The following is a 21,103-nucleotide window of genomic DNA, read 5'->3' on the forward strand; positions in this document are numbered from 1 at the left end:
GCCGATATCGCAACATGACTAGTCAGAAGGCTCCCTGCGCTGACATGAGAAATGTAGTCATCGCTTAAGCAACAATGCCAAGAATCTTTTGGGGCCCGCCCAGAGCATTTCGATCTAAGCGGCAAGCAGGCCCAGAGCAGCAAGGCATGTCGGGCGATCGGGCGGAAGCGGCTTGTAACTTGATGGGAATCTAATGCAGATCAAGCACATGGAGGGAGGTAAGTACTTGATTTTGTGGTACCGGTGGTCGGACTCGAACCGACAGGAGCTTGTACCCGGCGGATTTTGAAGACGAAGGAAAGTATGCCAACGCATGTCGTTGCCAAGCAGAAACAGAAGCTTCAAAGCGCCGAACCTGCCAATCCCTGCCTATTTTGGTCACTTCCGTTGACGCCTTGTTGACACCTTCCATCAAGGGGTTATGGGATTCTGCTAATTCAGCAGGTTATAGCTTACTGCTAGCAGAATCAGGCCCTTACAGCCCATCATTCTCTCATATTGGCTAGCTATGGCACCGCCCTGTAGACACGATGTCGTCACCGCGTTGTCTCCGGCCCAGGTCATCTCATCTATACGGCGATTGTCAGCGTTGGCCTACATCCCTGCCCGGTTTTGATCTCTATATTCTAATGAAACGGGAGGGAGCCAGCCATGGACGATATCACGATGATGCCAGACCCCAGTGGCCGCTGGGTGATGATGTGCCCCTGTGGTGCCACAGAGATCAGGGCACCCAGTGGGCCCTCCTGGGCGGCGTTTGACCTACACCCGATAGAGGGCACCCGCTACCGCATTGCTTGCCATGCTTGCGGGCATGTCAGCGAGTACCGAATGCACCATGAGACTGCGGGCGTCAACAGTTTCAGCAAAAACATGCCTTCATCACTGTTCCGAGCCTCGTTTTAGCTTATTCCGATATGCCTGCGTAGACACAATATGAACGCTAATGTTTTGATAACGGCACCCATGAATAGTCATATTATAAAAAACTATAAAAATATGGTGAAAAATAGCCAAAAACAATTTGCTTGACATACATCCACCCCTCTGATATAGGCTCATTTTCTACAAGCTTATACCCCCAATATATTGACCATAAACATTTATTAGTCTAGGGTCACAATCAATCAAGATAAGACAACAGACTGAGCGCTTTTCGTCGCACCACCTGCGATGCTCAAAGGAGGAAAGAATGGCACTTCTAAAAGGATCCAAAGTGCTTAAAGAAAAATCCTTCCCTTCTAAAACCCTTAAAGACAGAAAGTCTTTCAAAAAAACTTACAAGATACAAAATAACGAAACACTAAAAATTGACAAGGGCGTTATTGTAACCCGCATACAGCACGACATTAGAAAGCACAAACCTGAGCCTGCCTAACTAGGTTCCGAACGCACAAGGCAACAGGGATGTTTCTTGCCACTGTCGCACTGCTAATATGTGGAATCATCGCCACTTACAGCACCCCTAAGCTTCTCTTTCATGTTCACAAGCATGAAGGGTGGCTTATATATCTAAATTCTGCAAAAATCGGCGTCTATTGCCTAATCATAGGCTTCATTTTTTCTGAGATCATCTTTCCTGCTGCCACATCCCTTGTTTATGCTGCCTATAGCATTTTTTCGCTAGACTTAAGTTTCAAGAAGGCATGGGAGAATACTTTTACCCTTCCTAAGCCAGCCTCCTTTTTTGAATTCATAGAAACCTCATTGGTCGTGCCCTTTTATGGAAAGATCGGGTCGGAGAACAGCTCCTTATTCATCAGGACCACCTCGGCTGCTGTAGGCACTTTGCTTTTGACTATCATATTTCGCCATGTCCATGACAAATTCTCTTTCAACTTTGTGAATGCGACTAACGAAGCAGCAGAGGTATTTTCCAGTAAAAGCTATATAGATGATTTACTTTTAGAGGCATCTGTGAACATTGAGTATATTTTAGTAACTGTAGAAGAAGGGAAATGCTATGTTGGAATAATTGATGAGATCCCTCTTGCTATTCAGGAAAATGGTGTCGGCGTTGAGGCAATAAGGTTATTCATTGTAAAGAGCGGGCATAGGTGCCATAAAGATAGGACATTTGTAATAGATCATGATTATGACGAGGTATGGCTTTCTATAAAGAACTCCATATCTGAGAACATTGCCAACATTGAAGAGCAGGGCATCACTTATGAAAACTATCCAGAGGTGGAAACTGAGGTTGTAGAACCAATAATCTCCATACCTCGGGGTCGGATATTGAGTGTCTCTAAATACGATCCAGAGTATTACCATTCTTTCAACGGAGGCATAGAGATTGCTGATAAATAATCGGGATTTAAGTTATAAGAGAGCAGAAAAGCCACTATGAAAACCAGTACCATATATCCGTTATTCAGCTTTTTCCTATAGCTTATAGAGCCCCCTTCAAGCGGTAGTACTTTGTTCTCTGAAACACTTACCAAAGCCTTTAGTGCAGCAATGGAAAGATTTAAATCGCTGTATAAGCAGCTTACTTCATCATTATTGTCTTTCACTGACAAAGCGTGAACACCTCTAATATGGCGATGATAAGAATCAACTCGATGAAAACAAGACTCAAAGCTTTTCTTCAAACAATCATCAACCTCTGAGAGCCTAAGCATCTCTACTAGTGTGCAGAAAGAATTAAACTCCTCGCTTTCTTCAAATATCGCCTCTCTGAGCTTCTCTTTTTTATTTTCAAAATCTTGTCTTGCCTCTTTCCTTTCAGATTCATATATAGCCGTTATGTCTTTTAAATGATTATAGTATTCTGTTACTATCCTATTTTTCCTTTCTAATTCCTCTCCTCCCTTCTCAAGCAATGCGGTTCGCGCATCAATCATTCCCTTTGTGCTCTCCCTAAACTTGACTCCGTTCTCATTGGACTTTTTCTTAGCCAGCTTTAGACTGTCTTCTGCGCGACTATAGTCTTGAGCACAGTGTATGACTTTCCTTCCTTTTTCTACAATTGATACAACCTTCTCTTCAAAAGTCTTGGTTGCTTCCACGACCTCGTCTCTGACCTTAGACTCCCTACTCGTCGCAATATTCAAGTAGCTAAAAATTGCTGCTATGGATGCACCTGAAAGCAGAGTGATATCGCCACCCTGGAAGATTTCATTACTCCTCACCGCAAGCCCTACCCCCCCTCCGTACAAAGTACCTAGAGCAACGTGAGCGAAAGGACTTCGATTCAACCTCAATCTCAGGCTCGAAAGCAACTTAATAGCACGTGACGATCCAGCCATAACTAAACAACCTCTATTTTACTGTCTTTATGTTTTATCTCCATCCTTTTAAGAACAATTCCAGCCACTTCACAAGCCCGATTGATAATCCTATCCCTTTTAACCCTGTCAGCCTTTTCATGACTTTTATCATCAAGCTCTAAAGCACAAAATATCTTGAAGTCGCCTTTTTCACACAAAACATAGTCAAAGTGCCATTGCGAAAGCTGCCAAAAAAGAGACATAAACTCTTTGCTTTTGGGATGATACTTTCTAGCATTTGGCTGAATCAGATCAACCACACGAACCTGACAAAATATGTAGTATTTATCGCCATAAGCTTTTTCGAGCACTTTGAAAACGTCACGCTCGGCGGGGGTCATTAGGTGGGTACGGGCAACGTAAGCGTCGCCTCGATCCATCAACTCCTCTGAGTAGTTCCGGTCTCTCTTCTCTCGTTTACTCCCGCCCAGCAACATCTTACCAAGAGAAGTCCTGGATAATAGAATTCTGAGGATGGTGAGAACTGTTAAAAATAGAATCCCATAGATGGAAAAAGTCACGGCAGTATTCGTAATCTCTTGCATGGCTTGTTCCATAGCTCCGCCCTCCGTGGTTTATCGTCTTTATCCACAGCTAGATTTTTCCCTGCTCAAGGCCGACCTCCTATCCTTGGAGCCTGCCGCCCTGGTACCACCTTGCCGCTGCCTTCCTGGCTAGTCGGTATCCGTCCCTGTCTGCTTGAGCGTCTTCCGTGCCTTCTCGATCTCCGGGCTGATCTGCCCCGCTTCCTCGTTCACCTGGTCTGTCATCAGCCAGAGAGAGTACTCCGGCCAACGCTTACAGATTTTCTGGGCAATGTCTGTCCGAGGGATCGTGCCCCGTTGCTCGATCCCTTCGATGGTCCTGATGGGAATGCCCGTCTCGTCAGAGAAGGCTTTCCGTCCTAGACCATTTACATCTCTGATTTCTTTGAGCTTTTCAGAAAAGCTCTTTTCGCTTGACATATGTCGCCTGCTATACGATATTTGTCGTATATACCACAGTTATGGTACCCCTAATCACAGTACCCATAACTCTCCTGAACCCTCCTGAAGCCTAACACAGGCAACCAAAGGCAGGTGACGACGATGGAAGAACCACAAGCGCCCCAGGTCCCGGCCCATGTGCCCCTGATGACCATCGAGCGTTTCGCCGAGCTCTCCGGCCTCGAACAAGGGGTCGTCTACGGCCAGATTCGCAACGGTCACCTGCCCGCCTTGAAGGTCGGCAAATACCGCATGGTCAATATCGCCCTGCTCCAGGCGCAGTGCCTCACCCAGGAGGACTGGTCATGAGCTTCGATATCCGCTTCGAACGTGAGCGCACCACCGACGGCTGCACCTTCATCGACTTCCGCTTTGATGCGCCCAGCTACCAGGAGCCCGTCGACCTCCACGGCGAGGTTCACCAGATGACCCTGTCGGGCAACGACCACGGCTTTATCTACGGTTCCGACCTGCTGGGCTGGGACGTGGTGCTCGGGGATCGCATCACCGCCGACCAGCTGGAGGGCTTCGAGATCCCCGGCGTCACCCTCCGCCTGCCCAAGACCGCCGGCACCATCGCGGTTGATGGGTTTGCCACCCAGGCCGCCGCCCGCACCTTCATCACCCATGTCTATGAAGCCTTCTACGAGGCGTTCTACCTCGGCTTCGATGCCTACACCCTGGACGAGGCTCCGGCCGCTGACACCGCCCCCTCGGCCCGTCCTGCTACCGATTCACCCCGTAGCATCCCTGCGTTCCCCGCGCCTTTGGCCCGCGACGTCGCCACGCCTGCCCTGCCCCGATCCCCCGGCAAGGCGACCGAGCGGGCCGCTTTTTACGGGACGGCGGTTTATCCACACCTGCACCCGGGCCACCAGGACGCTCGCTATGCCTGGCCCGCGGCGCAATGCCTCGCCGCCCGCTGGGCGGATGCTGATCGCCCTGGTGTTGACGTTGATCTCTTTCACCCCCGCCCAGGGTCCGCTCCCCCGGCGGCGAACCGACACGAATCTCCGATTCGTGAGGGTCGCAGCCCGACAACCGCAGGGCGTCAGTGCCTGACCATCCACCACCCGAGGAACACCCCATGACTACTGCCACTGCCACCGGCAAGAAACAGTCGATCCGCGTGTTCCTGGACGCCGCCGATTACGGTCGCTACCTCGTCCAGGCCGGCACGCACCACATCACCCCGTCCGCCCTGGGCGAGCTGCTGATCCAGGACGGCCTCGACCGCCTGGAGCGTGGCGACCTCCACGCCCTGGGGCTCTCCACCGAAGCGCCCGCCTCTCAAGGCTCTGGAGCCCTCTGATGTTGTCCCCTGCCCGTCACCCGTCGCCCATCGGTCGCACGGCTCCCCGAGTCGGCAGCGGGGCACCCGTCAAGGCGGAAGGGAGCGCAGCGACCGGACGCCTTGATGGGGGGCCCGTGGTCGACTGCCGTGCACCTCGACCGAGGGGCAGGGTGGCGCGGCAGGGGGCCCCCTGCCCGGAGCCTAGAGCCTTGAGGGAGCGGGCGGCCCGCTGCCTCCACGGCCGGGACCTGGGCAAGGCGGCGCTGCTCTACCGCCTCGCCGAGTACTACAGCCGGGAGCTGGACGGTCAGTCCCCGGAAACCACCGAGCTAGCGGCTCTCGCTGAGCACTGCGAACAGCTCACCAGCCAAGCAGCCCAGAAAGGAAGGACAGACCCATGATCAACACCATCCAGGCCCGCGTGATCGGCGCCATGCGCTACTCCATGGATAACGGCGTCAAGGGCGCCAAGCTCACCATCATGAACGAGGCCGACGCCAGCAACGAGAACCGCGTCGGCTACGAGGTCGCCACGATCTCCGCCCCCTACGAGATCCTCGACCAGATCCGCCCCCATGCCGCGCACATGCCCTGCAACCTTGAGATCGACGCCGAGATGAGGACCACCGGCGGCAAGATCACCATGCACGCCATCGCCGTGCGCAAGCCCACCACCGCTCAGGCCCCCGCCCCCGCCGCGTCTGAGCCCAAGCAGGCCGCCAAGTCGTGAAGGTCCAGGTCTGCCGCGACTTCGACGCCTCCACGGGCTCCTGCCTGGAGCCCCTGGAGTGGGTCGACGCCGCCGAACTCGTCGAGGCTGGCACCCAGCCTTGGCTGAGTGTCGAGGACGCCCTCTCGGTCGCCCTCGCCATCGGAATGGTCTGGGCCGCCGCCTGGGCCATCCGGGCCATCGCCCAACAACTCCACGCCCACATGAGGTAACCACCATGAAACGCTTCATCGCCAAGCACGCCCGCCGTCTCGCCCTGGTCCCCGCCGCCCTGGTGTCCGGCTCTGCCCTGGCCACCACCACGACCGGGATCGACACCACCGGCCTGGTCTCCACCATCGAGTCGGCCACCGGCCCCGTCTCCGACGTGGGCATCGCCGTGCTCTCGGTGCTGGCCACCGTGATGGTGTTCTTCCTGATCCGCCGCGTGATGCGCTGATCCCGGCCATCACACACCGCCCCACCCCGGGCCCCTACGGGGGCCCTTTTACTTTCACCCACAGGACTCGAGGCCATGACCCATGCTCGAACTCTCCCCCGGTATGTTGGTATTGCTGGCCTTGTTGCCGGCCTTCTGGCTCCTGTTTCATCACTAGCCGCGCCCGCCGCCGAGATCCGTGGCGTCCAGGCCGTAGGTTCCACCGCCTCCAGCATCACCACCCAGGTCTCGGCGGCCTATCGCTTCTCGGCCAACGATCCCAAGTACTACCAGCAGCTCCGCGTGGCCGTGTCCCGGGAAACCCTGCGCCGGGGTGCCCTGGCCGCCCTGACCGCCGGGCGCCTGCTGCCGGGGCTGGGCATCGCCATCACCGCCGCCGGCTTCATCTGGTCCCAGCAGGACGGCCTCTACGACCCGGCCCTCTCCGAGCCGGATCAGGAATTCGAGTACGGCGCCACCTACGACGACTTCTCCGCAATCCCCGGCTGTAGTGGGGCACCTGAGGGCACCTTTTGTCGCGCCGAGGATTACGCCGGCTTCGCGCACCTCGGCAAGTCATCGATCTATGGGTACAACGAATCCCGCGTGATCGCTTTGGGGCACTGCACGACCGCCCCCTGTGAGCCGGACGAAAACGGCTATTGGCCCACCTATTACGTGTCGAAGACGGTTCACCAGAACGAATATGCCCCCGGCGACTATGCCGAAACCATCGAGGGCGAGGTCACCCCGGTCCCGGACGATGCCCTCCCTCAGCTGGACCCGCACCTGCCCGGCTCCATCATCGGCGACTTTTGGGCGGAAGATCCCGCCGCGCTGCCCGAACCCTGGGCCGATGCCATCTCGGTGCTGCCCTTCTCCAATATCGACGCCGCCGGCCAGACCGCGCCCGAGGCCCACCAGGCCGTGTCCCGCTGGGCCGAGAACATGACCGCCAAGATGAATGCCGAGCCTCTGCCGAACCCGGAAACCGACGCCGAGGGCAACACCGCCGCGGAGCAGCAGCTCGAGGAGTGGGACAAGCCGATCCCGCCCTTCGCCGAGGTCACCCCCGAGTGGCAGGTGGAAACCATCGACTCCCTGCCCGACTACAACATCGGCCTGGGGTCCGGTAGCTGCCCGGGGCCGACCGCCATTGCGCTCCCCGCGCCGTTCGGCGGCTCGCTCAGCCTGGACTGGCAACCGCTGTGTGACTTCGCCTCGATGATCCGCGGGGCGGTGATCGCCGTCTGCATGATCCTCTCGCTCTACATCGTCCTGAGGAGTACCTGACCATGCCCGCCATCCTCGTCACCATCCTCTCCGGCTTCGCCACCTTCCTGGTCGGCTCGCTGATGGCCCGCGTCGCCGGCCTGGTGGTCTTCACCACCATCGGCGCCGTGGTGATCACCGGCCTGCTCTCGCAAGCGTCGTCATTCCTCGGCCAGTCCGGCCAGGTGCTGTGGTTCATCCAGCTCGCCGGCTTCGACGTCGGCCTATCGTCCATCGGCTCGGCCCTGCTGCTCCGCGCCACCATGAACGCCTGGAGCCTCAAGCCCAGCGCCGCCATCACCGGAGGGAAGTGACATGTCGATTCACCTGATCACCGCCGTCCCCGGCGCCGGCAAGACGCTGCGCGCCATCTGGATGACCCTCAAGCTGATGGACGAGCACCCCGAACGCCCGGTGTTCTCCAACATCAACGGCTGGACCCGCGCCGCGCCGATCCCCGAGGAATGGATGGACTGCCCCGACGGCGCCATCATCGTCCTCGACGAGTGCCAGCAGCGATGGCGCCGCTACCGCAACACCGGCACGCCCCCTGCCGAGATCGCCGAGCTGGAAACCCACCGCCACCGCGGCATCGACTTCATCCTCACCTGCCAGAACCCCTCCCAGGTCACCAGCGACGTGCGCGCCCTGGTCGAGGTCCACGAGCACCTGATGCGCCGGGGCAAGATGGGCGGCGCCCTGGTCTACCGCTTCGAGGGCATCTGTCACACCAGCCCCATGACCCACAAGGGCGACGCCGACTGTGAGGTGTCGATCTGGAAGCACCCCAAGGCCGTGTTCGCCGAATACAAATCGGCGTCGATCCACACCGGCAAGCGCCGCCTGCCGCGCATCCTGATCATCGCCCCCTTCGTCTTCCTCGGCTCGGCGGCCTGTGTGGTCTATGCCGCCAACTCGGTATCGGGGTTCCTGGGCGGCGAATCCGACGCCGCCGCCGACACCTCCCCGAGCCCAACAGCGACCGTCGCCCCCAGCGCCCCTGCACCAGCGGCGACGGTCACCGCCCACGCCGGCTCGATCTTCAAGGACAGCTGTCAGCTCTACGACCGGGACGCCAAGCCCATCCGCACCACCCGGCCCGAGTGCTTCAACGCCATGGAGCTGGGCCTGCCCCACGAGGTGGAGGTGCTGACGCTATGACCACCACCGCCATCACCATCGCCGCCCCCGTGAATCGATCCATCCCCACCTGGTTGCCGATCATCCAGGGCCTGGCCATCACCACCATGGCCGTCGATCACGCCAGCCTCTGGCTAGTGAGTGGTGACATACCCGCGCTGCTGCGCGTCACGGTCGGCCGCCTGGCCCTGCCGATGTTCTGCTTCATGATCGCCTGGCACGCCCTGCACACCGCCGACGCCCGCCGCTACGCCGACCGCATCCTGTTCATCGCCCTGCTCGCGCAACTGCCGTTCATGGCCCTACGTGGGGAAGTACTCGGCAATATCTGCGTCACCCTGGCCGCCGCCGCCTACCTGGTCGCCGCCGTCCGGCACCGCGATCCCGCCGCCCTGGTCCTGGGCAGCGTCCTCAGCCTCGCCACGTTCCAGGTCGAATACGGCCCGCTGGCCCTGGGACTGATCCTCGCCTTGCTGGCCGCGATCCGCTGGCCGCCGCTCTGGCTGGTGCCGCTCCTGGGCTGGCCACTGGCCCAATATGGCCCCTCGATCTCGGCGCTATCGGCGGCCTTGGGCGTGCTTGGGATCCTCGCCCTCGTAAGCACTCACCTACCGCCGATGCGCCTGCCCCGCTGGCTCACCCGCTGGTTCTACCCGGCGCACCTGTGGGGGCTTCTGGTCTTGAGGGCGCTGGGATGACCGGGCCGCGCGTGCGCCGCGGGAGAGGACGCTTGCGACCGCATCCCCGCGCCGCATGCGCGGCCCGGCGAGACCCTCCCTGTAACACGTCTCGCAGACTCCCGCCGGAACGTGCGGAAAACTGCCAATAATGACCAATAGGTGATGTTCAAAATGAAGCGTTGGGAACGGTATTCAGTCGAGTCACTGGCACGGGGCGAGCAGGACCCGTGGGGCAAGCTGTTCATCAGCCATAAGGGACAGGCCCACCTGGATCGGGTCCGCCTGCTGAACGCGGGAGTGGATACGGTCCGTCAGCTCTATCGGGGGCTGCCCTGCCTGCCTCAGTTCGACAAGATCATCGGCGTCTACCAGGAGGGTCGCGGCGCGACCATTGAGCTGTTCGGCCATACCTGGGCCGTGGGGGCCGGCGCCTCCGGGTCCGGCTTCCGCTACCGCCTGCAGAACAACGACCTCGGCGTGATCGTGTTCTTCCAGGCCCGGCACGTGAAGGCCGACCAGGTGGGCACCCACGTCAAGATCGAGCTCTCGCCCCACTACATCCAGGAACGCGAGCCCGCCGCCTGCCAGAAGTTCATGGACCTCATCGCTTGCTGTCTGCTCGAGCACGTGGAACACATCGGCTGCGCCGTTCACCTCGCCCTGGACGTCCAGGGCTGGGAGCCGCCCCGCGACTTCATGGACCGCTTCGTGACCCGCTCCAAGAAGATCACTCGCATCGACGGCATCGACTCGCTGAGCTTCGACCACGGCAACATCGCCACCACCTACGGGCGCTGCGAAACCCTGATGTTCGGTACCGCCGGGGCCCTGCAATGCGCCATCTACAACAAGACCCGGGAAGCCCACCACCGCGACAAGCTGCACTTCTGGGAGGGCATCTGGAGCCAGGCCGCCGGGGATGACCCGTTCGACCGCCCCTATGACCCCGACCAGGACGTGTGGCGCATTGAGATGCGCTTTCATCAGTCGGTGCTGGCCGAGTTCGCCCGTGGCATCCCCTGCAACGTCGACACCGGCGAGGTCCTGGACGACGCCCACGGCTTCCACCGCTTCACCGACGTGATCCCCCACCTCACCGGAATCTGGCGAAGCGCCATGCAGAGCTATCGCCTGGACGCCTCACGGGATCTCATCGACCCCGCCTGGCAGCTGTTCCAGGACGACCCGCGCTTCTTCGCCCACGAGCCGCATTTTCTGTACAAGCGCGCCCGCAAGGCCCCCGGCCTGGGAAACGAGAAGAACGTCTGCCTGGCCTTCGGCAACCTGATCTCGATCTATGCCCGCCAGGGCTTCGGCACGCACCAGGCGATTGACTACCTGAAGCGCTCCGGCATGTGGGAGGACCTGGAACACTACTACCGCCGTCGCGGCATCCAGGCCGGCGCCTTCCGGCAGCTGGTGGAAGACAAGCTCATCGAGCGACGATTGCTCGGGAAGGTCGCATGATCAGGAAGGTCAAAACCGGCTGGCAGGTCGATATCATGCCCATGGGGCGTGAAGGCCGGCGAGTGCGCAAGACCTTCAAGACCCAGGCCGAGGCCAAGCGCTTCGAGTCTTACGTGCGTGGCAAGGCAGCATCCGGTGAGCCCTACGCCCCCAAGAAGCGGGACCGTCGCCGCCTCAAGGATCTGGTGCAGCTGTGGTACGACTACCACGGGATCTCACTCAAGGACGGCAAGCGCCGCTATACCCAGATGCAGGCCCTGGCCGACATGATGGGCAACCCGATCGCCGCCACGATCACGCCCACGGACGCCGTGAAATTCCGCAAACAGCGCCTCGCCGACGGCATCCACCCAAACACCGCCAATCATGACCAGGCCCACCTTCGCGCCGTCTTCAACCGCCTGGCACGCCTTGGCGAGTGGGAAGGGTCCAACCCGTTCGCCCAGGTCCAGCCCCTGCACCTGGATGAACCCGAACTGACCTACCTCACCGAGGACGAGATCTCGCGGCTGTTCCAGGCCCTCGAGGAGTCATCGAATCCCGACGTGCTGCTGATCACTCGCCTGTGCCTGGCCACCGGCGCCCGGTGGAGTGAAGCCCAGACCCTGCGGGCCGAGATGGTGCGCGATGGTCGAGTGACCTACACCGGCACCAAGAACCGCCGCAATCGCACCATCCCGCTTCCTGAGGATCTGTTTCGGGCCCTGGTCGAGCATGGCCCCAGGATCGGCCGCCTGTTCCGCACACACGCCTATGAGCCATTCTCGGCGGCCATCATCGAGGCGGGGATTCAGCTACCCCGAGGCCAACGCACCCACGTCCTGCGGCACACCTTCGCCAGCCACTTCATGATGAACGGCGGTGACGTGCTGACCCTCCAGAAGATCCTGGGCCACCAGACCATCACCATGACGATGCGCTATGCCCACCTCTCCCCAGATCACCTGGCCGACGCCATCAAGTTCGCCCCCAAGATCCCGGCCCTGCGCTGCACAAAAAAAACGGCCACTGGTGAGTGGCCGCAAAATTAGCAGGGAACTAAATAGCAGAATTCTCTATTCAGCGCCTCGAATTGGAGCACAGGCAAGTGCCCAAGAATGTCAGTGGCTTCTTAAATGACCAGTAGGCATTCTCTTGGGGTATGTAAGAGATATCTTAAAAGTCTCGATTGGGCAGCACCAACCTGTCCTTGCACCACAGACCTACCTCACCGAGGACGAGATCTCGCGGCTGTTCCAGGTCCTCGAGGGATCACCTGGCCGACGCGATCATGTTTGCTCCACGAATAATCCATTCAACGAAAAAAGCGACCCCCCTGAAGGGGGCCGCTGCCTCACCATTAGCATGACCGAGTCTGAAGGCTTCCTGCCTGACATTAGAAATGTAGTCTTCGCTCACATAAAACGCTAAGAATAATGTCGTATCAATCAGGTCATTTGGTACTAAGCGCAACAGTTCGCCTAGCGGCTGGGATGGGAAGAACGTCCACCGAGCAGGGCAAAGCGCCGTTGACACTTTGTTGACACGTGAGGGGAATCTAATGTAGATCAAGCACATGGAGGGAGGTAAGTGCTTGATTTCATGGTACCGGTGGTCGGACTCGAACCGACAAGGGCTTGTACCCGGCGGATTTTGAATCCGCTGCGTCTACCAATTCCGCCACACCGGCAACGGCGTGGCATTATACGTGGGCCGTGGAGCAGGTCAATCGGGGGCCCTGACTTCGGCCACGGGACACGGTATCCTTGTCGGCTTGCCACGGCTGGCCCGAGCCGTCGTTCATGCTCCCTTCATCCGGACCGAAACGCCCCATGCAGCGCGCCGATTTCCACTACGAGCTCCCCGAGGCGCTGATCGCCCGCTATCCCTCCGAACAACGCAGCGACTGCCGCCTGCTGTGCGTCGATGGCCAGAGCGGTCGGCTCGCGCACCGTCGCTTCCCCGACCTGCTCGAGCAGCTCGCCCCCGGCGACCTGCTGGTGTTCAACGACACCCGGGTGATCCCCGCCCGCCTGCATGGCCACAAGGCCAGCGGCGGGCGCGTGGAGATGCTGCTGGAGCGCCCCCTCGACGCCCACCGCGGCCTGGCCCACCTGCGCGCCAGCAAGTCACCCAGGCCTGGCACCGAGATCGAATTCGAGGGCGGCATCCGCGCCGTGGTCGAGGGCCGCCGCGAGGCGCTGTTCGAGTTGCGCTTCCTCGGCGAGACGCCGCTGATCGCCCTGCTCGAGGCTCACGGCCATATGCCGCTGCCGCCCTATATCACCCGCGAGGACGAACTCGGCGACCGCGAGCGTTACCAGACCGTCTATGCCCGCCGCGACGGCGCCGTGGCCGCCCCCACCGCCGGGCTGCACTTCGACGAGCCATTGCTCGAGGCGCTCGCCGAGAAGGGCGTGGAGAGCGCCTTCGTCACCCTGCACGTGGGCGCCGGCACCTTCCAGCCGGTGCGCGCCGACGACATCCGCGAGCACCGGATGCACAGCGAGTGGATCGAGGTGTCCGAGACGGTCTGCGAGCAGGTGCGGGCCGCCCGGGCGCGGGGCAACCGGGTGATCGCCGTGGGCACCACCAGCGTGCGCTGCCTGGAATCGGCCTGCCTGAAGAGCGCCGACGGCGAGATCGCCCCCTACAGCGGCGAGACCGACATCTTCATCTACCCGGGCTACGAGTGGCGCATCGTCGATGCCCTGGTCACCAACTTCCACCTGCCGGAGTCGACCCTGCTGATGCTGGTATCCTCCTTCGCCGGCTTCGAGACGGTGATGGCCGCCTACCGGGAGGCGGTCCGCGAGGGCTACGCCTTCTTCAGCTATGGCGACGCCATGTATCTCACCCGCGCCCGCTGAGCCGAGCGACAGGCGACCGCGTGGCCGCACGCGCTGACGACTTTCGAGAGATCCCATGCGAGACGAATGCTTCATGACCTTCGAGCCCCTGGCCAGCGACGGCCGGGCGCGCCGCGGACGCCTGTCCTTCCCCCGAGGTACCGTGGAGACGCCGGCCTTCATGCCGGTGGGCACCTACGGCACCGTCAAGGGCATGACGCCCGCGTCGGTGGAAGGCATCGGCGCCGAGATCATCCTCGGCAACACCTTCCACCTCTGGCTGCGCCCGGGCACCGAGGTGATCGAGGCCCATGGCGACCTGCACGACTTCGCCCAGTGGGACCGGCCGATCCTCACCGACTCCGGCGGCTTCCAGGTGTTCTCGCTGGGCGAGATGCGCAAGATCACCGAGGAAGGCGTGCACTTCCGCTCCCCGGTGGACGGCGCCAAGGTGTTCATGGGCCCCGAGGAATCCATGGCCGTGCAGCGCTCGCTGGGCTCGGACATCGTGATGATCTTCGACGAGTGCACGCCCTACCCCGCCACCCTCGACGAGGCCCGGCGCTCCATGGAGTTGTCGCTGCGCTGGGCCAGGCGCTCCCGCGACGCCCACGGCGACTCGCCCTCGGCGCTGTTCGGCATCATCCAGGGCGGCATGTATCCCGAGCTGCGTGAGCAGTCGCTCAAGGGCCTCGAGGCCATCGGCTTCGACGGCTACGCCATCGGCGGCCTCTCGGTGGGCGAGCCCAAGGCGGAGATGCTCGAGGTGCTCGACTACCTGCCCGAGTGGATGCCGGCCGACAAGCCGCGCTACCTGATGGGGGTGGGCAAGCCGGAGGACCTGGTGGAGGGGGTTCGCCGCGGCGTCGACATGTTCGACTGCGTGATGCCCACCCGCAACGCGAGAAACGGCCACCTGTTCACCGCCGAGGGCACGGTCAAGATCCGCAACGCCAGGCACCGCCACGACACCGCCCCGCTGGAGGCGGACTGCGACTGCTACACCTGCCAGCACTTCTCGCGGGCCTACCTGCACCACCTCGACCGCTGCGGCGAGATGCTCGGCTCGATGCTCAATACCATCCACAATCTGCGCCATTACCAGCGCCTGATGGCCGGTTTGCGCGGTGCAATCGAAGCGGGTACATTGGCGAACTTCGTGGAAGGGTTCTACGCACGCCGCGGCCTGCCGGTCCCCCCCGCACCGAATTGACGGCCGGCCGGCTCGGAGCCGGCGGCTCGGCGCCCAGGCGCCACCTTGTTCTCACGCGACTCAGGAGATCGTCGTACATGCTGGACTTCTTCATTTCCCCGGCCTTGGCCCAGGACGCCGGCGCCGCCGGTGGCGGCATCGCCCAGATCGTGATGCTGGTCGGCTTCGTGCTGATCTTCTACTTCCTGCTGTGGCGCCCCCAGGCCAAGCGGGCCAAGCAGCACAAGCAGCTGATCGGCAACCTGACCAAGGGCGACGAGATCGTCATCGGCGGCGGCATGCTCGGCCGCATCACCAAGGTCAGCGACGACAGCGAGTTCCTGTCCATGGAGATCGCCGAGGGCACCGAGGTCAACGTGCAGAAGAATGCCGTGGCCGCCGTCCTGCCCAAGGGCACGCTCAAGTCCATCTGACCGGGCGTACCCGCGCCCGCCGCGTCGCCCTGGCGCTGCGGGCTGCCCTGCGACCACCGAGGCGGGGCCCGGCCGACCGGCTCCGCCCGGTGCTCGTGATGGCGTAGCGTCCGTCTCCATCATCAGCAACCTGAGGGCAGGGCTCCCATGCTCAACCGTTATCCCCTGTGGAAGTATCTGCTGATACTCCTCGTCCTCCTCGTCGGCCTGGTCTACTCCCTCCCCAACCTCTTCCCCGAGGATCCGGCGGTGCAGATCAGCAGCGACCGGGGCGACATCACCCTCGAGGAGCGCCGCCTCGAGCGCCTCGAGACCACCCTGAGCGATGCCGGCATCGCCATCCAGTCCGTCGAGCGCAACCCCGCCAACGTGCTGATCCGCCTCAACAACGCCGACGACCAGATCCGCGCCCGCGACCTGATCAGCGACGTCCTGGGTGAGGACTACGTGGTGGCCCTGAACCTGGCCGAGTCCACCCCGGCCTGGCTGGAATCGCTGGCCGCCTCCCCCATGACCCTCGGCCTGGACCTGCGCGGCGGCGTGCACTTCCTGCTCGAGGTGGACATGGAGGCCGCGGTGACCCAGCGCCTCGAGGTCAATGCCAGCGCCATGCGCGAGACCCTGCGCGACGAGCGCCTGCGCTACCGCAACACCGAGATCGACGGCCGCACGATCGAGATGGACTTCATGAACGCCGAGGACCGCAGCGAGGCCCGGCGGCTGATCAGCCGCGAGTTCCCCGAGTTCGACTATCGCAACGTCGACCTCTCGCGGGGCGCCGGGCTGGCGATGACGCTGACCGACACCGCCGTGGACGAGATCCAGGACTACGCGATCAACCAGAACCTGACCACCCTGCGCAACCGCGTCAACGAGCTGGGCGTGGCCGAGCCGCTGGTGCAGCGCCAGGGGCCGGATCGCATCGTCGTCGAGCTGCCCGGCGTGCAGGACACCGCCGCGGCCAAGCGCATCGTCGGCGCCACCGCCAACCTGGAGTTCCGCCTCGAGGCCCGTCCGGACACCCCGGAGGTCGAGACCCAGACCTTCCCGTTCCGCAACGAGCCCTCGCGCAGCGCCACCCTGATGCGCGACGTGATCATCACCGGCGACAGCGTCTCCAACGCCAGCCGCAGCTTCGACGAGAACGGCCGTCCCCAGGTCAACATCGACCTCGACGGCACCGGCGGCACCCTGATGAACCGCGCCACCCGCACCAACATCGGCCGCAACATGGCGGTGCTGTACATCGAGCACAAGACCCGCGAGCGCACGGTGATGGAGGACGGCGAGGAGGTCACCGTTCGCGACCCCTACACCGAGCGCGGCATCATCAGCCTGGCCACCATCCAGAGCGCGCTGGGCAACAGCTTCCGCATCACCGGCCTCGAGTCGCCCACCGAGGCGGCCGAGCTGGCGCTGCTGCTGCGCTCAGGCTCCTTGGCGGCACCGATCTACTTCGCCCAGGAGCGCACCATCGGGCCGAGCCTCGGCGCCGAGAACATCGAGCGCGGCGTGCTCTCGGTGCAGGTCGGCCTGCTGCTGGTGGTGCTGTTCATGCTGGTGCGCTACAAGGTCTTCGGGGGGTTCGCCACCCTCGCCCTGGCGCTCAACCTGACCCTGCTGGTGGCCGCCATGTCGATGCTCGGCGCCACCCTGACGCTGCCCGGCATCGCCGGCATCGTGCTGACGCTGGGCATGGCGGTGGATGCCAACGTGTTGATCTTCGAGCGCATCCGCGAGGAGCTGCGCACCGGCCTCTCGGTACAGCAGGCCATCCACGCCGGCTACGAGCGCGCCTTCACCTCGATCATCGACGCCAACATCACCACCCTGCTGGTGGCGCTGATCCTGTTCTCGATCGGCACCGGGCCGGTCAAGGGCTTCGCCGTGACGCTGTCGCTGGGCATCCTGACCTCGCTGTTCACCGCCCTGATGGTGACCCGCGGCATGGTCAACCTGTGCTACGGCGGCAGGCCGCTCAAGAAGCTCTGGATATAAGAGGTACCTATGAAATCCCTGATACAACGACGGTTCGACTTCATGGGCAAGCGCCGAGTCGCCTTCGCGATCTCCGCGGCGATGCTGCTGGCGTCGATCGCCTCGCTGCTGCTGCTGGGGCTCAACCTGGGCCTCGACTTCACCGGCGGCACCCTGGTGGAGGTGCGTTTCGCCAGCGCCCCCGCCCTGACCAGCGTGCGCGAGACCCTCGAGGCCGCCGGCTTCCAGGACGTGGCGGTGCAGACCTTCGGCGCCTCCACCGAGGTGCTGATCCGCCTGCAACATGCCTTCGAGGCCGGCGTCGGCGACCAGGTGGTGACCCTGCTGCAGGACGCCGGCAGCGACGTCTCGCTGGTCCGCGCCGAGTTCGTCGGCGCCCAGGTCGGCGACCAGCTGCGTGACAAGAGCGGCATGGGCATGCTGGTGGCGCTGGGGATCGTGATGCTCTACGTGGCGGCCCGCTTCCAGTACAAGTTCGCCATCGGCGCCCTGCTGGCGCTGCTGCACGATGTCATCATCGTGGTCGGCGCCTTCGCGCTGTTCGGCTTCGAGTTCGACCTTACCGTGCTGGCGGCGGTGCTGGCGGTGATCGGCTACTCGCTCAACGACACCATCGTGGTCTACGACCGCATCCGCGAGAACATCCGCAAGTCGCGCATCGACGACATGCCGGCGATCTTCAACGAGGCGATCAACCAGACCCTGTCGCGCACCCTGGCGACCTCCGGCACCACCCTGCTGGTGCTGCTGGCGCTGGTGACCCTGGGCGGCGACATGATCCACTTCTTCGCCGTGGCGCTGATCATCGGCGTGGTGATCGGGACCTTCTCGTCCATCTACGTGGCCGCGGCCCTGCTGCTGCCGCTCAAGCTGCAGCGCGAGGACCTGATCCCCGCCAAGAAGGAAGACCCGGAGGCCGAGGAGCTGCCCTGACCCGGGCGGCGAACTCAGGCCCACAAAAAGCCCCCGGCATGCGCCGGGGGCTTTTTGCATCTCCCGCCCCCGAGCGGGGCGGGTCGAGAGGTGCGGCTAGGCGACGCCCTGGGCGTCGTCGGGCGAGTAGGCTTCACGGGCGTGGTGGTAGAGCACGCCGGCATAGCCATTACGTTGCATCACCTTGAGGATCTTCGCCGGGTTCCCGTCGTCGAGGGCACGACGCAGCTTGTCCTGTTGTTCGGCATCGAGGGCCTCGTGCCAGTGGTACGGCTCGCCATTCGCGCTGGCCTGCTCGGCGCGGCGGATCAGGTCCATCTCGACCCGGCCGCCGTAGCGATACAGGAGGTCATAGCCCTCCTGGAGGTGCAACGCCGGCACGTCGCAGGGCTTCTCCAGGCTTTCCAGCACGTTGTAGTAGTAATAGCTGAGCGGTTGCATCGTCACTCCTCTCGCGGGTGGGTCTCATGGCCCGGCGGCGTGACCCCCGGGGGCGCATGATGCCGGGGTCGTCGGACCGCCGGCCACCTCCCAAGCTACACCCACTGGGCCGGCCAGAACAGTCCCGTGAGTGTCACCGGGTGTAACCTCGCCCGGCGCCTCCCGCAGAACGCAAGACGCCCCCGCGGCCAGGCCGCGGGGGCGTCGTCGTGGGGCGGTCGCCACCCGGCCCGGCCATGGCCGGGCGCCGCTCAGAAGTGCGGCTTGAGCTGCTGCACCAGCGCCTTGAACAGCCGCGGCCCGGCGGCCATCAGCTGGCCCTCGGCCTCGATCGACGGCTGGCCGTCGGGGGTGCCCATCAGCGCCCCGGCCTCCTTGAGCAGCAGGGTGCCGACATGCATGTCCTGCTCCTCGAGGCCCGGCACGAAGGCGACGTCGACGCGCCCGGCGGCCAGCTCGGCGATATCCAGCAGGCCGCTGCCGGAGGCGCGCTGCAGCTCGATCTGGGGCGCGAGCTGCTGGGTCAAGGTCAGGTAGGCGGGCAGCAGGCGCGGCCGCAGCCAGGTCTCCGGCAGGCTCATGGCGATGCGGCTGCCGGCGATCGCCGTGCGCTTCGGCACGCGAATGCGCTTGCCGTTGAGCTGGGCACCGCGGCCCCGGCTGGCCAGGTACTCGTCGTCGCTGAAGGGACAGATCACCACCGCATGCTCCGGGCGGCCCTTGACCAGGCATACCAGCGACAACGCGAAGCCGGGCGAGGCCACGGCCAGGTTGGAGTAGCCGTGGAAGGGTTCGATGCGCCACAGGATATCGCTGCCCTCGCCTTCCCCGCTTCGATGGGGGGTATAGCGACCGACGACGCCGTGCTGGGGATAGCCACGGGACAGCTGACGGGAGATCAGGGTCTCGGCGTTGCGGGCGGCGTCCTCGAGCAGCCTGTCGAGGTTGTGTTCTTCATGGGCGTTCTCGATACGCTCGCGGATGCGCAGGAACTGTTCGCCGGCACTGCGAGCGGCACGCAGCGCGAATTGGACCATCGGATGCATGATCGGGCCTTGGGGAGTCGGTGGTGTTAAAGAACGGGTCGGCGCGAATCCTAGCAGAAGCACGCCCCGCGCGCCACGCCATGGCCCCGGCCGGCATGCTAGACTACGGGCCCTTTACTCACGGCAACACCACGCAGGTCCCCCATGCTCGAGCGCATCCGCATCGTCCTGATCGGCACCAGCCATCCCGGCAACATCGGCGGCACGGCCCGCGCCATGCACAACATGGGCCTGGCCGACCTGGCGCTGGTGGCGCCGCGCTGCGAACCGCTGACCGCGGATACCGTGTCGCGGGCCTCGGGCGCCGACGCCCTGGTCCACCGGGCCCGCGCCGTGGAGACGCTGGAGGAGGCTGTCACCGACTGCACCCTGGTGGTGGGCGCCAGCGCCCGCTCGCGCACCCTGCCCTGGCCGATGATCACGCCACGGGCGCTGGGCGAGCGGCTGCCGGACGAGCTGGCCGCGCCGGCGAGCCGCGTGGCCCTGGTCTTCGGCCGCGAGGACAGCGGGCTCACCAACGCCGAGCTGCAGCGTTGCCATGCCCACGTGCACATCCCCACCAACCCCGAGTTCAGCTCGCTGAACCTGGCCGCCGCCGTCCAGGTGCTGGCCTACGAGTGCCGCCTGGCCTGGCTCGCCCGGCCGGCGAGCGGCGAGGCGCCGGCCGCGGACGAGGACGGCCAGCCGCTGGCCAGCCACGAGGAACTGGAGCACTACTTCGCCCACCTGGAGCGCACCCTGATCGCCATCGGCTTCCACGACCCGGCCACGCCGCGCCAGCTGATGGCCCGCCTGCGCCGCTTTACCCTGAGGGCCCGGCCGGAGCGCATGGAGCTCAATATCCTGCGCGGCATCCTCTCCGCCACCGAGCGCCAGGCCGAGCGGGGCGACGACGGCTGAGCGGCCGGCTTGAAGCCGGCCCGCCGCACCCCCACTATGAAGGAAATCTCTCGCCCTCCACCCAAGGACCGC

The 21,103-nt window shown here is 62.8% G+C and carries 25 protein-coding genes and 1 tRNA gene; 20 read left to right on the forward strand and 6 right to left on the reverse strand.

Translation table 11 applies throughout. The features are described from left to right. Positions 1 to 1,192: 1,192 nt before the first annotated feature. Both OCT48_RS16865 and OCT48_RS16870 read left to right on the forward strand, forming a co-directional pair. A complete protein-coding gene (locus OCT48_RS16865) occupies positions 1,193 to 1,378 on the forward strand; it encodes a hypothetical protein (RefSeq protein WP_263590293.1) in 186 nt (61 codons plus the stop codon). Positions 1,379 to 1,407: 29 nt separating this feature from the next. Beyond that, a complete protein-coding gene (locus tag OCT48_RS16870; protein ID WP_263590294.1) occupies positions 1,408 to 2,310 on the forward strand; it encodes a hypothetical protein in 903 nt (300 codons plus the stop codon). Here OCT48_RS16870 and OCT48_RS16875 read toward each other — a convergent pair. From OCT48_RS16875 to OCT48_RS16885, 3 genes are all read right to left on the reverse strand, one after another. Beyond that, positions 2,268 to 3,251 carry a hypothetical protein gene (locus OCT48_RS16875; protein WP_263590295.1) on the reverse strand — a complete coding sequence of 328 codons (984 nt, stop codon included), beginning with the start codon at positions 3,249 to 3,251 and terminating at the stop codon, positions 2,268 to 2,270. The genes OCT48_RS16870 and OCT48_RS16875 overlap by 43 nt on opposite strands. Before the next feature lie 2 nt (positions 3,252 to 3,253). Next, positions 3,254 to 3,829, reverse strand: a complete 576-nt coding sequence (locus tag OCT48_RS16880) for a DUF2726 domain-containing protein (RefSeq protein ID WP_263590296.1) — start codon at positions 3,827 to 3,829, stop codon at positions 3,254 to 3,256. A 117-nt stretch (positions 3,830 to 3,946) separates the two neighbouring features. After that, a complete protein-coding gene (locus OCT48_RS16885) occupies positions 3,947 to 4,237 on the reverse strand; it encodes a helix-turn-helix domain-containing protein (RefSeq protein WP_263590297.1) in 291 nt (96 codons plus the stop codon). Between the two features lie 123 nt (positions 4,238 to 4,360). Between OCT48_RS16885 and OCT48_RS16890 the strand changes: the two genes are divergently transcribed. The 12 genes from OCT48_RS16890 (at position 4,361) to OCT48_RS16945 (ending at position 12,290) form a co-directional block, all read left to right on the forward strand. Then, positions 4,361 to 4,567, forward strand: coding sequence for a DNA-binding protein (locus tag OCT48_RS16890; protein WP_263590298.1), 207 nt, complete (start codon positions 4,361 to 4,363; stop codon positions 4,565 to 4,567). Next, the gene (locus OCT48_RS16895) at positions 4,564 to 5,349 is read left to right on the forward strand and encodes a hypothetical protein (protein WP_263590299.1); all 786 of its coding nucleotides are present in this window, start codon (positions 4,564 to 4,566) and stop codon (positions 5,347 to 5,349) included. The genes OCT48_RS16890 and OCT48_RS16895 overlap by 4 nt, the downstream gene beginning before the upstream one ends. Beyond that, complete coding sequence (locus tag OCT48_RS16900; protein WP_263590300.1) at positions 5,346 to 5,570, forward strand: hypothetical protein; 225 nt, start codon at positions 5,346 to 5,348, stop codon at positions 5,568 to 5,570. The genes OCT48_RS16895 and OCT48_RS16900 overlap by 4 nt, the downstream gene beginning before the upstream one ends. 379 nt (positions 5,571 to 5,949) lie before the next feature. Next, complete coding sequence (locus tag OCT48_RS16905; RefSeq protein WP_263590301.1) at positions 5,950 to 6,282, forward strand: hypothetical protein; 333 nt, start codon at positions 5,950 to 5,952, stop codon at positions 6,280 to 6,282. Continuing rightward, a complete protein-coding gene (locus OCT48_RS16910; RefSeq protein WP_263590302.1) occupies positions 6,279 to 6,494 on the forward strand; it encodes a hypothetical protein in 216 nt (71 codons plus the stop codon). The genes OCT48_RS16905 and OCT48_RS16910 overlap by 4 nt, the downstream gene beginning before the upstream one ends. Before the next feature lie 5 nt (positions 6,495 to 6,499). Next, positions 6,500 to 6,721 (forward strand): major capsid protein, encoded by a 222-nt coding sequence (locus tag OCT48_RS16915; protein WP_263590303.1) that lies wholly within the window; start codon positions 6,500 to 6,502, stop codon positions 6,719 to 6,721. 75 nt (positions 6,722 to 6,796) lie between these two features. Next, positions 6,797 to 7,993 carry a virulence factor TspB C-terminal domain-related protein gene (locus OCT48_RS16920; protein ID WP_263590304.1) on the forward strand — a complete coding sequence of 399 codons (1,197 nt, stop codon included), beginning with the start codon at positions 6,797 to 6,799 and terminating at the stop codon, positions 7,991 to 7,993. Between the two features lie 2 nt (positions 7,994 to 7,995). Next, positions 7,996 to 8,286 (forward strand): hypothetical protein, encoded by a 291-nt coding sequence (locus tag OCT48_RS16925; protein ID WP_263590305.1) that lies wholly within the window; start codon positions 7,996 to 7,998, stop codon positions 8,284 to 8,286. A gap of 1 nt (position 8,287) precedes the next feature. Continuing rightward, entirely contained in the window at positions 8,288 to 9,133 is an 846-nt protein-coding gene (locus tag OCT48_RS16930) for a zonular occludens toxin domain-containing protein (RefSeq protein ID WP_263590306.1), read from the forward strand. Continuing rightward, positions 9,130 to 9,810, forward strand: coding sequence for a conjugal transfer protein TraX (locus OCT48_RS16935; RefSeq protein WP_263590307.1), 681 nt, complete (start codon positions 9,130 to 9,132; stop codon positions 9,808 to 9,810). The genes OCT48_RS16930 and OCT48_RS16935 overlap by 4 nt, the downstream gene beginning before the upstream one ends. Positions 9,811 to 9,963: 153 nt before the next feature. Continuing rightward, on the forward strand, positions 9,964 to 11,259 hold the full coding sequence (locus OCT48_RS16940) for a hypothetical protein (RefSeq protein WP_263590308.1): 1,296 nt from the start codon (positions 9,964 to 9,966) through the stop codon (positions 11,257 to 11,259). After that, positions 11,256 to 12,290 (forward strand): tyrosine-type recombinase/integrase, encoded by a 1,035-nt coding sequence (locus OCT48_RS16945; protein WP_263590309.1) that lies wholly within the window; start codon positions 11,256 to 11,258, stop codon positions 12,288 to 12,290. The genes OCT48_RS16940 and OCT48_RS16945 overlap by 4 nt, the downstream gene beginning before the upstream one ends. A gap of 551 nt (positions 12,291 to 12,841) precedes the next feature. On the opposite strand, the gene OCT48_RS16950 is transcribed toward OCT48_RS16945, so the two are convergent. Next, positions 12,842 to 12,928: transfer RNA gene (locus OCT48_RS16950), tRNA-Leu, on the reverse strand. Between the two features lie 142 nt (positions 12,929 to 13,070). Here OCT48_RS16950 and queA point away from each other — a divergent pair. The 5 genes from queA to secF all read left to right on the forward strand — a co-directional run bounded on the left by queA (position 13,071) and on the right by secF (position 18,644). Next, positions 13,071 to 14,108 carry a tRNA preQ1(34) S-adenosylmethionine ribosyltransferase-isomerase QueA gene (gene queA, locus OCT48_RS16955; protein WP_263590310.1) on the forward strand — a complete coding sequence of 346 codons (1,038 nt, stop codon included), beginning with the start codon at positions 13,071 to 13,073 and terminating at the stop codon, positions 14,106 to 14,108. Between the two features lie 55 nt (positions 14,109 to 14,163). Next, positions 14,164 to 15,300 (forward strand): tRNA guanosine(34) transglycosylase Tgt, encoded by a 1,137-nt coding sequence (tgt, locus tag OCT48_RS16960; RefSeq protein ID WP_412031020.1) that lies wholly within the window; start codon positions 14,164 to 14,166, stop codon positions 15,298 to 15,300. A 77-nt stretch (positions 15,301 to 15,377) separates the two neighbouring features. Further along, positions 15,378 to 15,713 carry a preprotein translocase subunit YajC gene (yajC, locus tag OCT48_RS16965; RefSeq protein WP_183384913.1) on the forward strand — a complete coding sequence of 112 codons (336 nt, stop codon included), beginning with the start codon at positions 15,378 to 15,380 and terminating at the stop codon, positions 15,711 to 15,713. A gap of 147 nt (positions 15,714 to 15,860) precedes the next feature. Then, a complete protein-coding gene (secD, locus tag OCT48_RS16970) occupies positions 15,861 to 17,711 on the forward strand; it encodes a protein translocase subunit SecD (RefSeq protein WP_263590311.1) in 1,851 nt (616 codons plus the stop codon). Positions 17,712 to 17,720: 9 nt separating this feature from the next. Then, positions 17,721 to 18,644, forward strand: coding sequence for a protein translocase subunit SecF (gene secF, locus OCT48_RS16975; RefSeq protein ID WP_263590312.1), 924 nt, complete (start codon positions 17,721 to 17,723; stop codon positions 18,642 to 18,644). A gap of 96 nt (positions 18,645 to 18,740) precedes the next feature. Here secF and OCT48_RS16980 read toward each other — a convergent pair whose 3' ends face one another. Further along, positions 18,741 to 19,085, reverse strand: coding sequence for a hypothetical protein (locus OCT48_RS16980; RefSeq protein ID WP_263590313.1), 345 nt, complete (start codon positions 19,083 to 19,085; stop codon positions 18,741 to 18,743). Between the two features lie 251 nt (positions 19,086 to 19,336). Next, on the reverse strand, positions 19,337 to 20,131 hold the full coding sequence (locus OCT48_RS16985) for an inositol monophosphatase family protein (protein WP_263590314.1): 795 nt from the start codon (positions 20,129 to 20,131) through the stop codon (positions 19,337 to 19,339). A gap of 144 nt (positions 20,132 to 20,275) precedes the next feature. Between OCT48_RS16985 and trmJ the strand changes: the two genes are divergently transcribed. After that, complete coding sequence (gene trmJ, locus OCT48_RS16990) at positions 20,276 to 21,031, forward strand: tRNA (cytosine(32)/uridine(32)-2'-O)-methyltransferase TrmJ (protein ID WP_263590315.1); 756 nt, start codon at positions 20,276 to 20,278, stop codon at positions 21,029 to 21,031. Positions 21,032 to 21,103 lie beyond the last annotated feature (72 nt).

The sequence above is a fragment of the Halomonas sp. M4R1S46 genome, from assembly GCF_025725685.1.
In the GTDB taxonomy this organism is placed as follows: domain Bacteria; phylum Pseudomonadota; class Gammaproteobacteria; order Pseudomonadales; family Halomonadaceae; genus Halomonas.

Excerpts from the sequence above, each read along its gene's own strand:
- OCT48_RS16890 (WP_263590298.1), top strand. The coding sequence starts at position 4,361 with ATGGAAGAACCACAAGCGCCCCAGGTCCCGGCCCATGTGCCCCTGATG.
- secD (WP_263590311.1), top strand. The coding sequence starts at position 15,861 with ATGCTCAACCGTTATCCCCTGTGGAAGTATCTGCTGATACTCCTCGTC.
- OCT48_RS16885 (WP_263590297.1), bottom strand. The coding sequence starts at position 4,237 with ATGTCAAGCGAAAAGAGCTTTTCTGAAAAGCTCAAAGAAATCAGAGAT.
- OCT48_RS16915 (WP_263590303.1), top strand. The coding sequence starts at position 6,500 with ATGAAACGCTTCATCGCCAAGCACGCCCGCCGTCTCGCCCTGGTCCCC.
- OCT48_RS16920 (WP_263590304.1), top strand. The coding sequence starts at position 6,797 with ATGACCCATGCTCGAACTCTCCCCCGGTATGTTGGTATTGCTGGCCTT.
- OCT48_RS16865 (WP_263590293.1), top strand. The coding sequence starts at position 1,193 with ATGGCACTTCTAAAAGGATCCAAAGTGCTTAAAGAAAAATCCTTCCCT.
- OCT48_RS16980 (WP_263590313.1), bottom strand. The coding sequence starts at position 19,085 with ATGCAACCGCTCAGCTATTACTACTACAACGTGCTGGAAAGCCTGGAG.
- OCT48_RS16945 (WP_263590309.1), top strand. The coding sequence starts at position 11,256 with ATGATCAGGAAGGTCAAAACCGGCTGGCAGGTCGATATCATGCCCATG.
- OCT48_RS16870 (WP_263590294.1), top strand. The coding sequence starts at position 1,408 with ATGTTTCTTGCCACTGTCGCACTGCTAATATGTGGAATCATCGCCACT.
- tgt (WP_412031020.1), top strand. The coding sequence starts at position 14,164 with ATGCGAGACGAATGCTTCATGACCTTCGAGCCCCTGGCCAGCGACGGC.
- OCT48_RS16900 (WP_263590300.1), top strand. The coding sequence starts at position 5,346 with ATGACTACTGCCACTGCCACCGGCAAGAAACAGTCGATCCGCGTGTTC.
- OCT48_RS16905 (WP_263590301.1), top strand. The coding sequence starts at position 5,950 with ATGATCAACACCATCCAGGCCCGCGTGATCGGCGCCATGCGCTACTCC.
- OCT48_RS16935 (WP_263590307.1), top strand. The coding sequence starts at position 9,130 with ATGACCACCACCGCCATCACCATCGCCGCCCCCGTGAATCGATCCATC.
- OCT48_RS16875 (WP_263590295.1), bottom strand. The coding sequence starts at position 3,251 with ATGGCTGGATCGTCACGTGCTATTAAGTTGCTTTCGAGCCTGAGATTG.
- OCT48_RS16925 (WP_263590305.1), top strand. The coding sequence starts at position 7,996 with ATGCCCGCCATCCTCGTCACCATCCTCTCCGGCTTCGCCACCTTCCTG.
- secF (WP_263590312.1), top strand. The coding sequence starts at position 17,721 with ATGAAATCCCTGATACAACGACGGTTCGACTTCATGGGCAAGCGCCGA.
- trmJ (WP_263590315.1), top strand. The coding sequence starts at position 20,276 with ATGCTCGAGCGCATCCGCATCGTCCTGATCGGCACCAGCCATCCCGGC.
- OCT48_RS16940 (WP_263590308.1), top strand. The coding sequence starts at position 9,964 with ATGAAGCGTTGGGAACGGTATTCAGTCGAGTCACTGGCACGGGGCGAG.
- queA (WP_263590310.1), top strand. The coding sequence starts at position 13,071 with ATGCAGCGCGCCGATTTCCACTACGAGCTCCCCGAGGCGCTGATCGCC.
- OCT48_RS16880 (WP_263590296.1), bottom strand. The coding sequence starts at position 3,829 with ATGGAACAAGCCATGCAAGAGATTACGAATACTGCCGTGACTTTTTCC.
- OCT48_RS16930 (WP_263590306.1), top strand. The coding sequence starts at position 8,288 with ATGTCGATTCACCTGATCACCGCCGTCCCCGGCGCCGGCAAGACGCTG.
- OCT48_RS16985 (WP_263590314.1), bottom strand. The coding sequence starts at position 20,131 with ATGCATCCGATGGTCCAATTCGCGCTGCGTGCCGCTCGCAGTGCCGGC.
- OCT48_RS16895 (WP_263590299.1), top strand. The coding sequence starts at position 4,564 with ATGAGCTTCGATATCCGCTTCGAACGTGAGCGCACCACCGACGGCTGC.
- yajC (WP_183384913.1), top strand. The coding sequence starts at position 15,378 with ATGCTGGACTTCTTCATTTCCCCGGCCTTGGCCCAGGACGCCGGCGCC.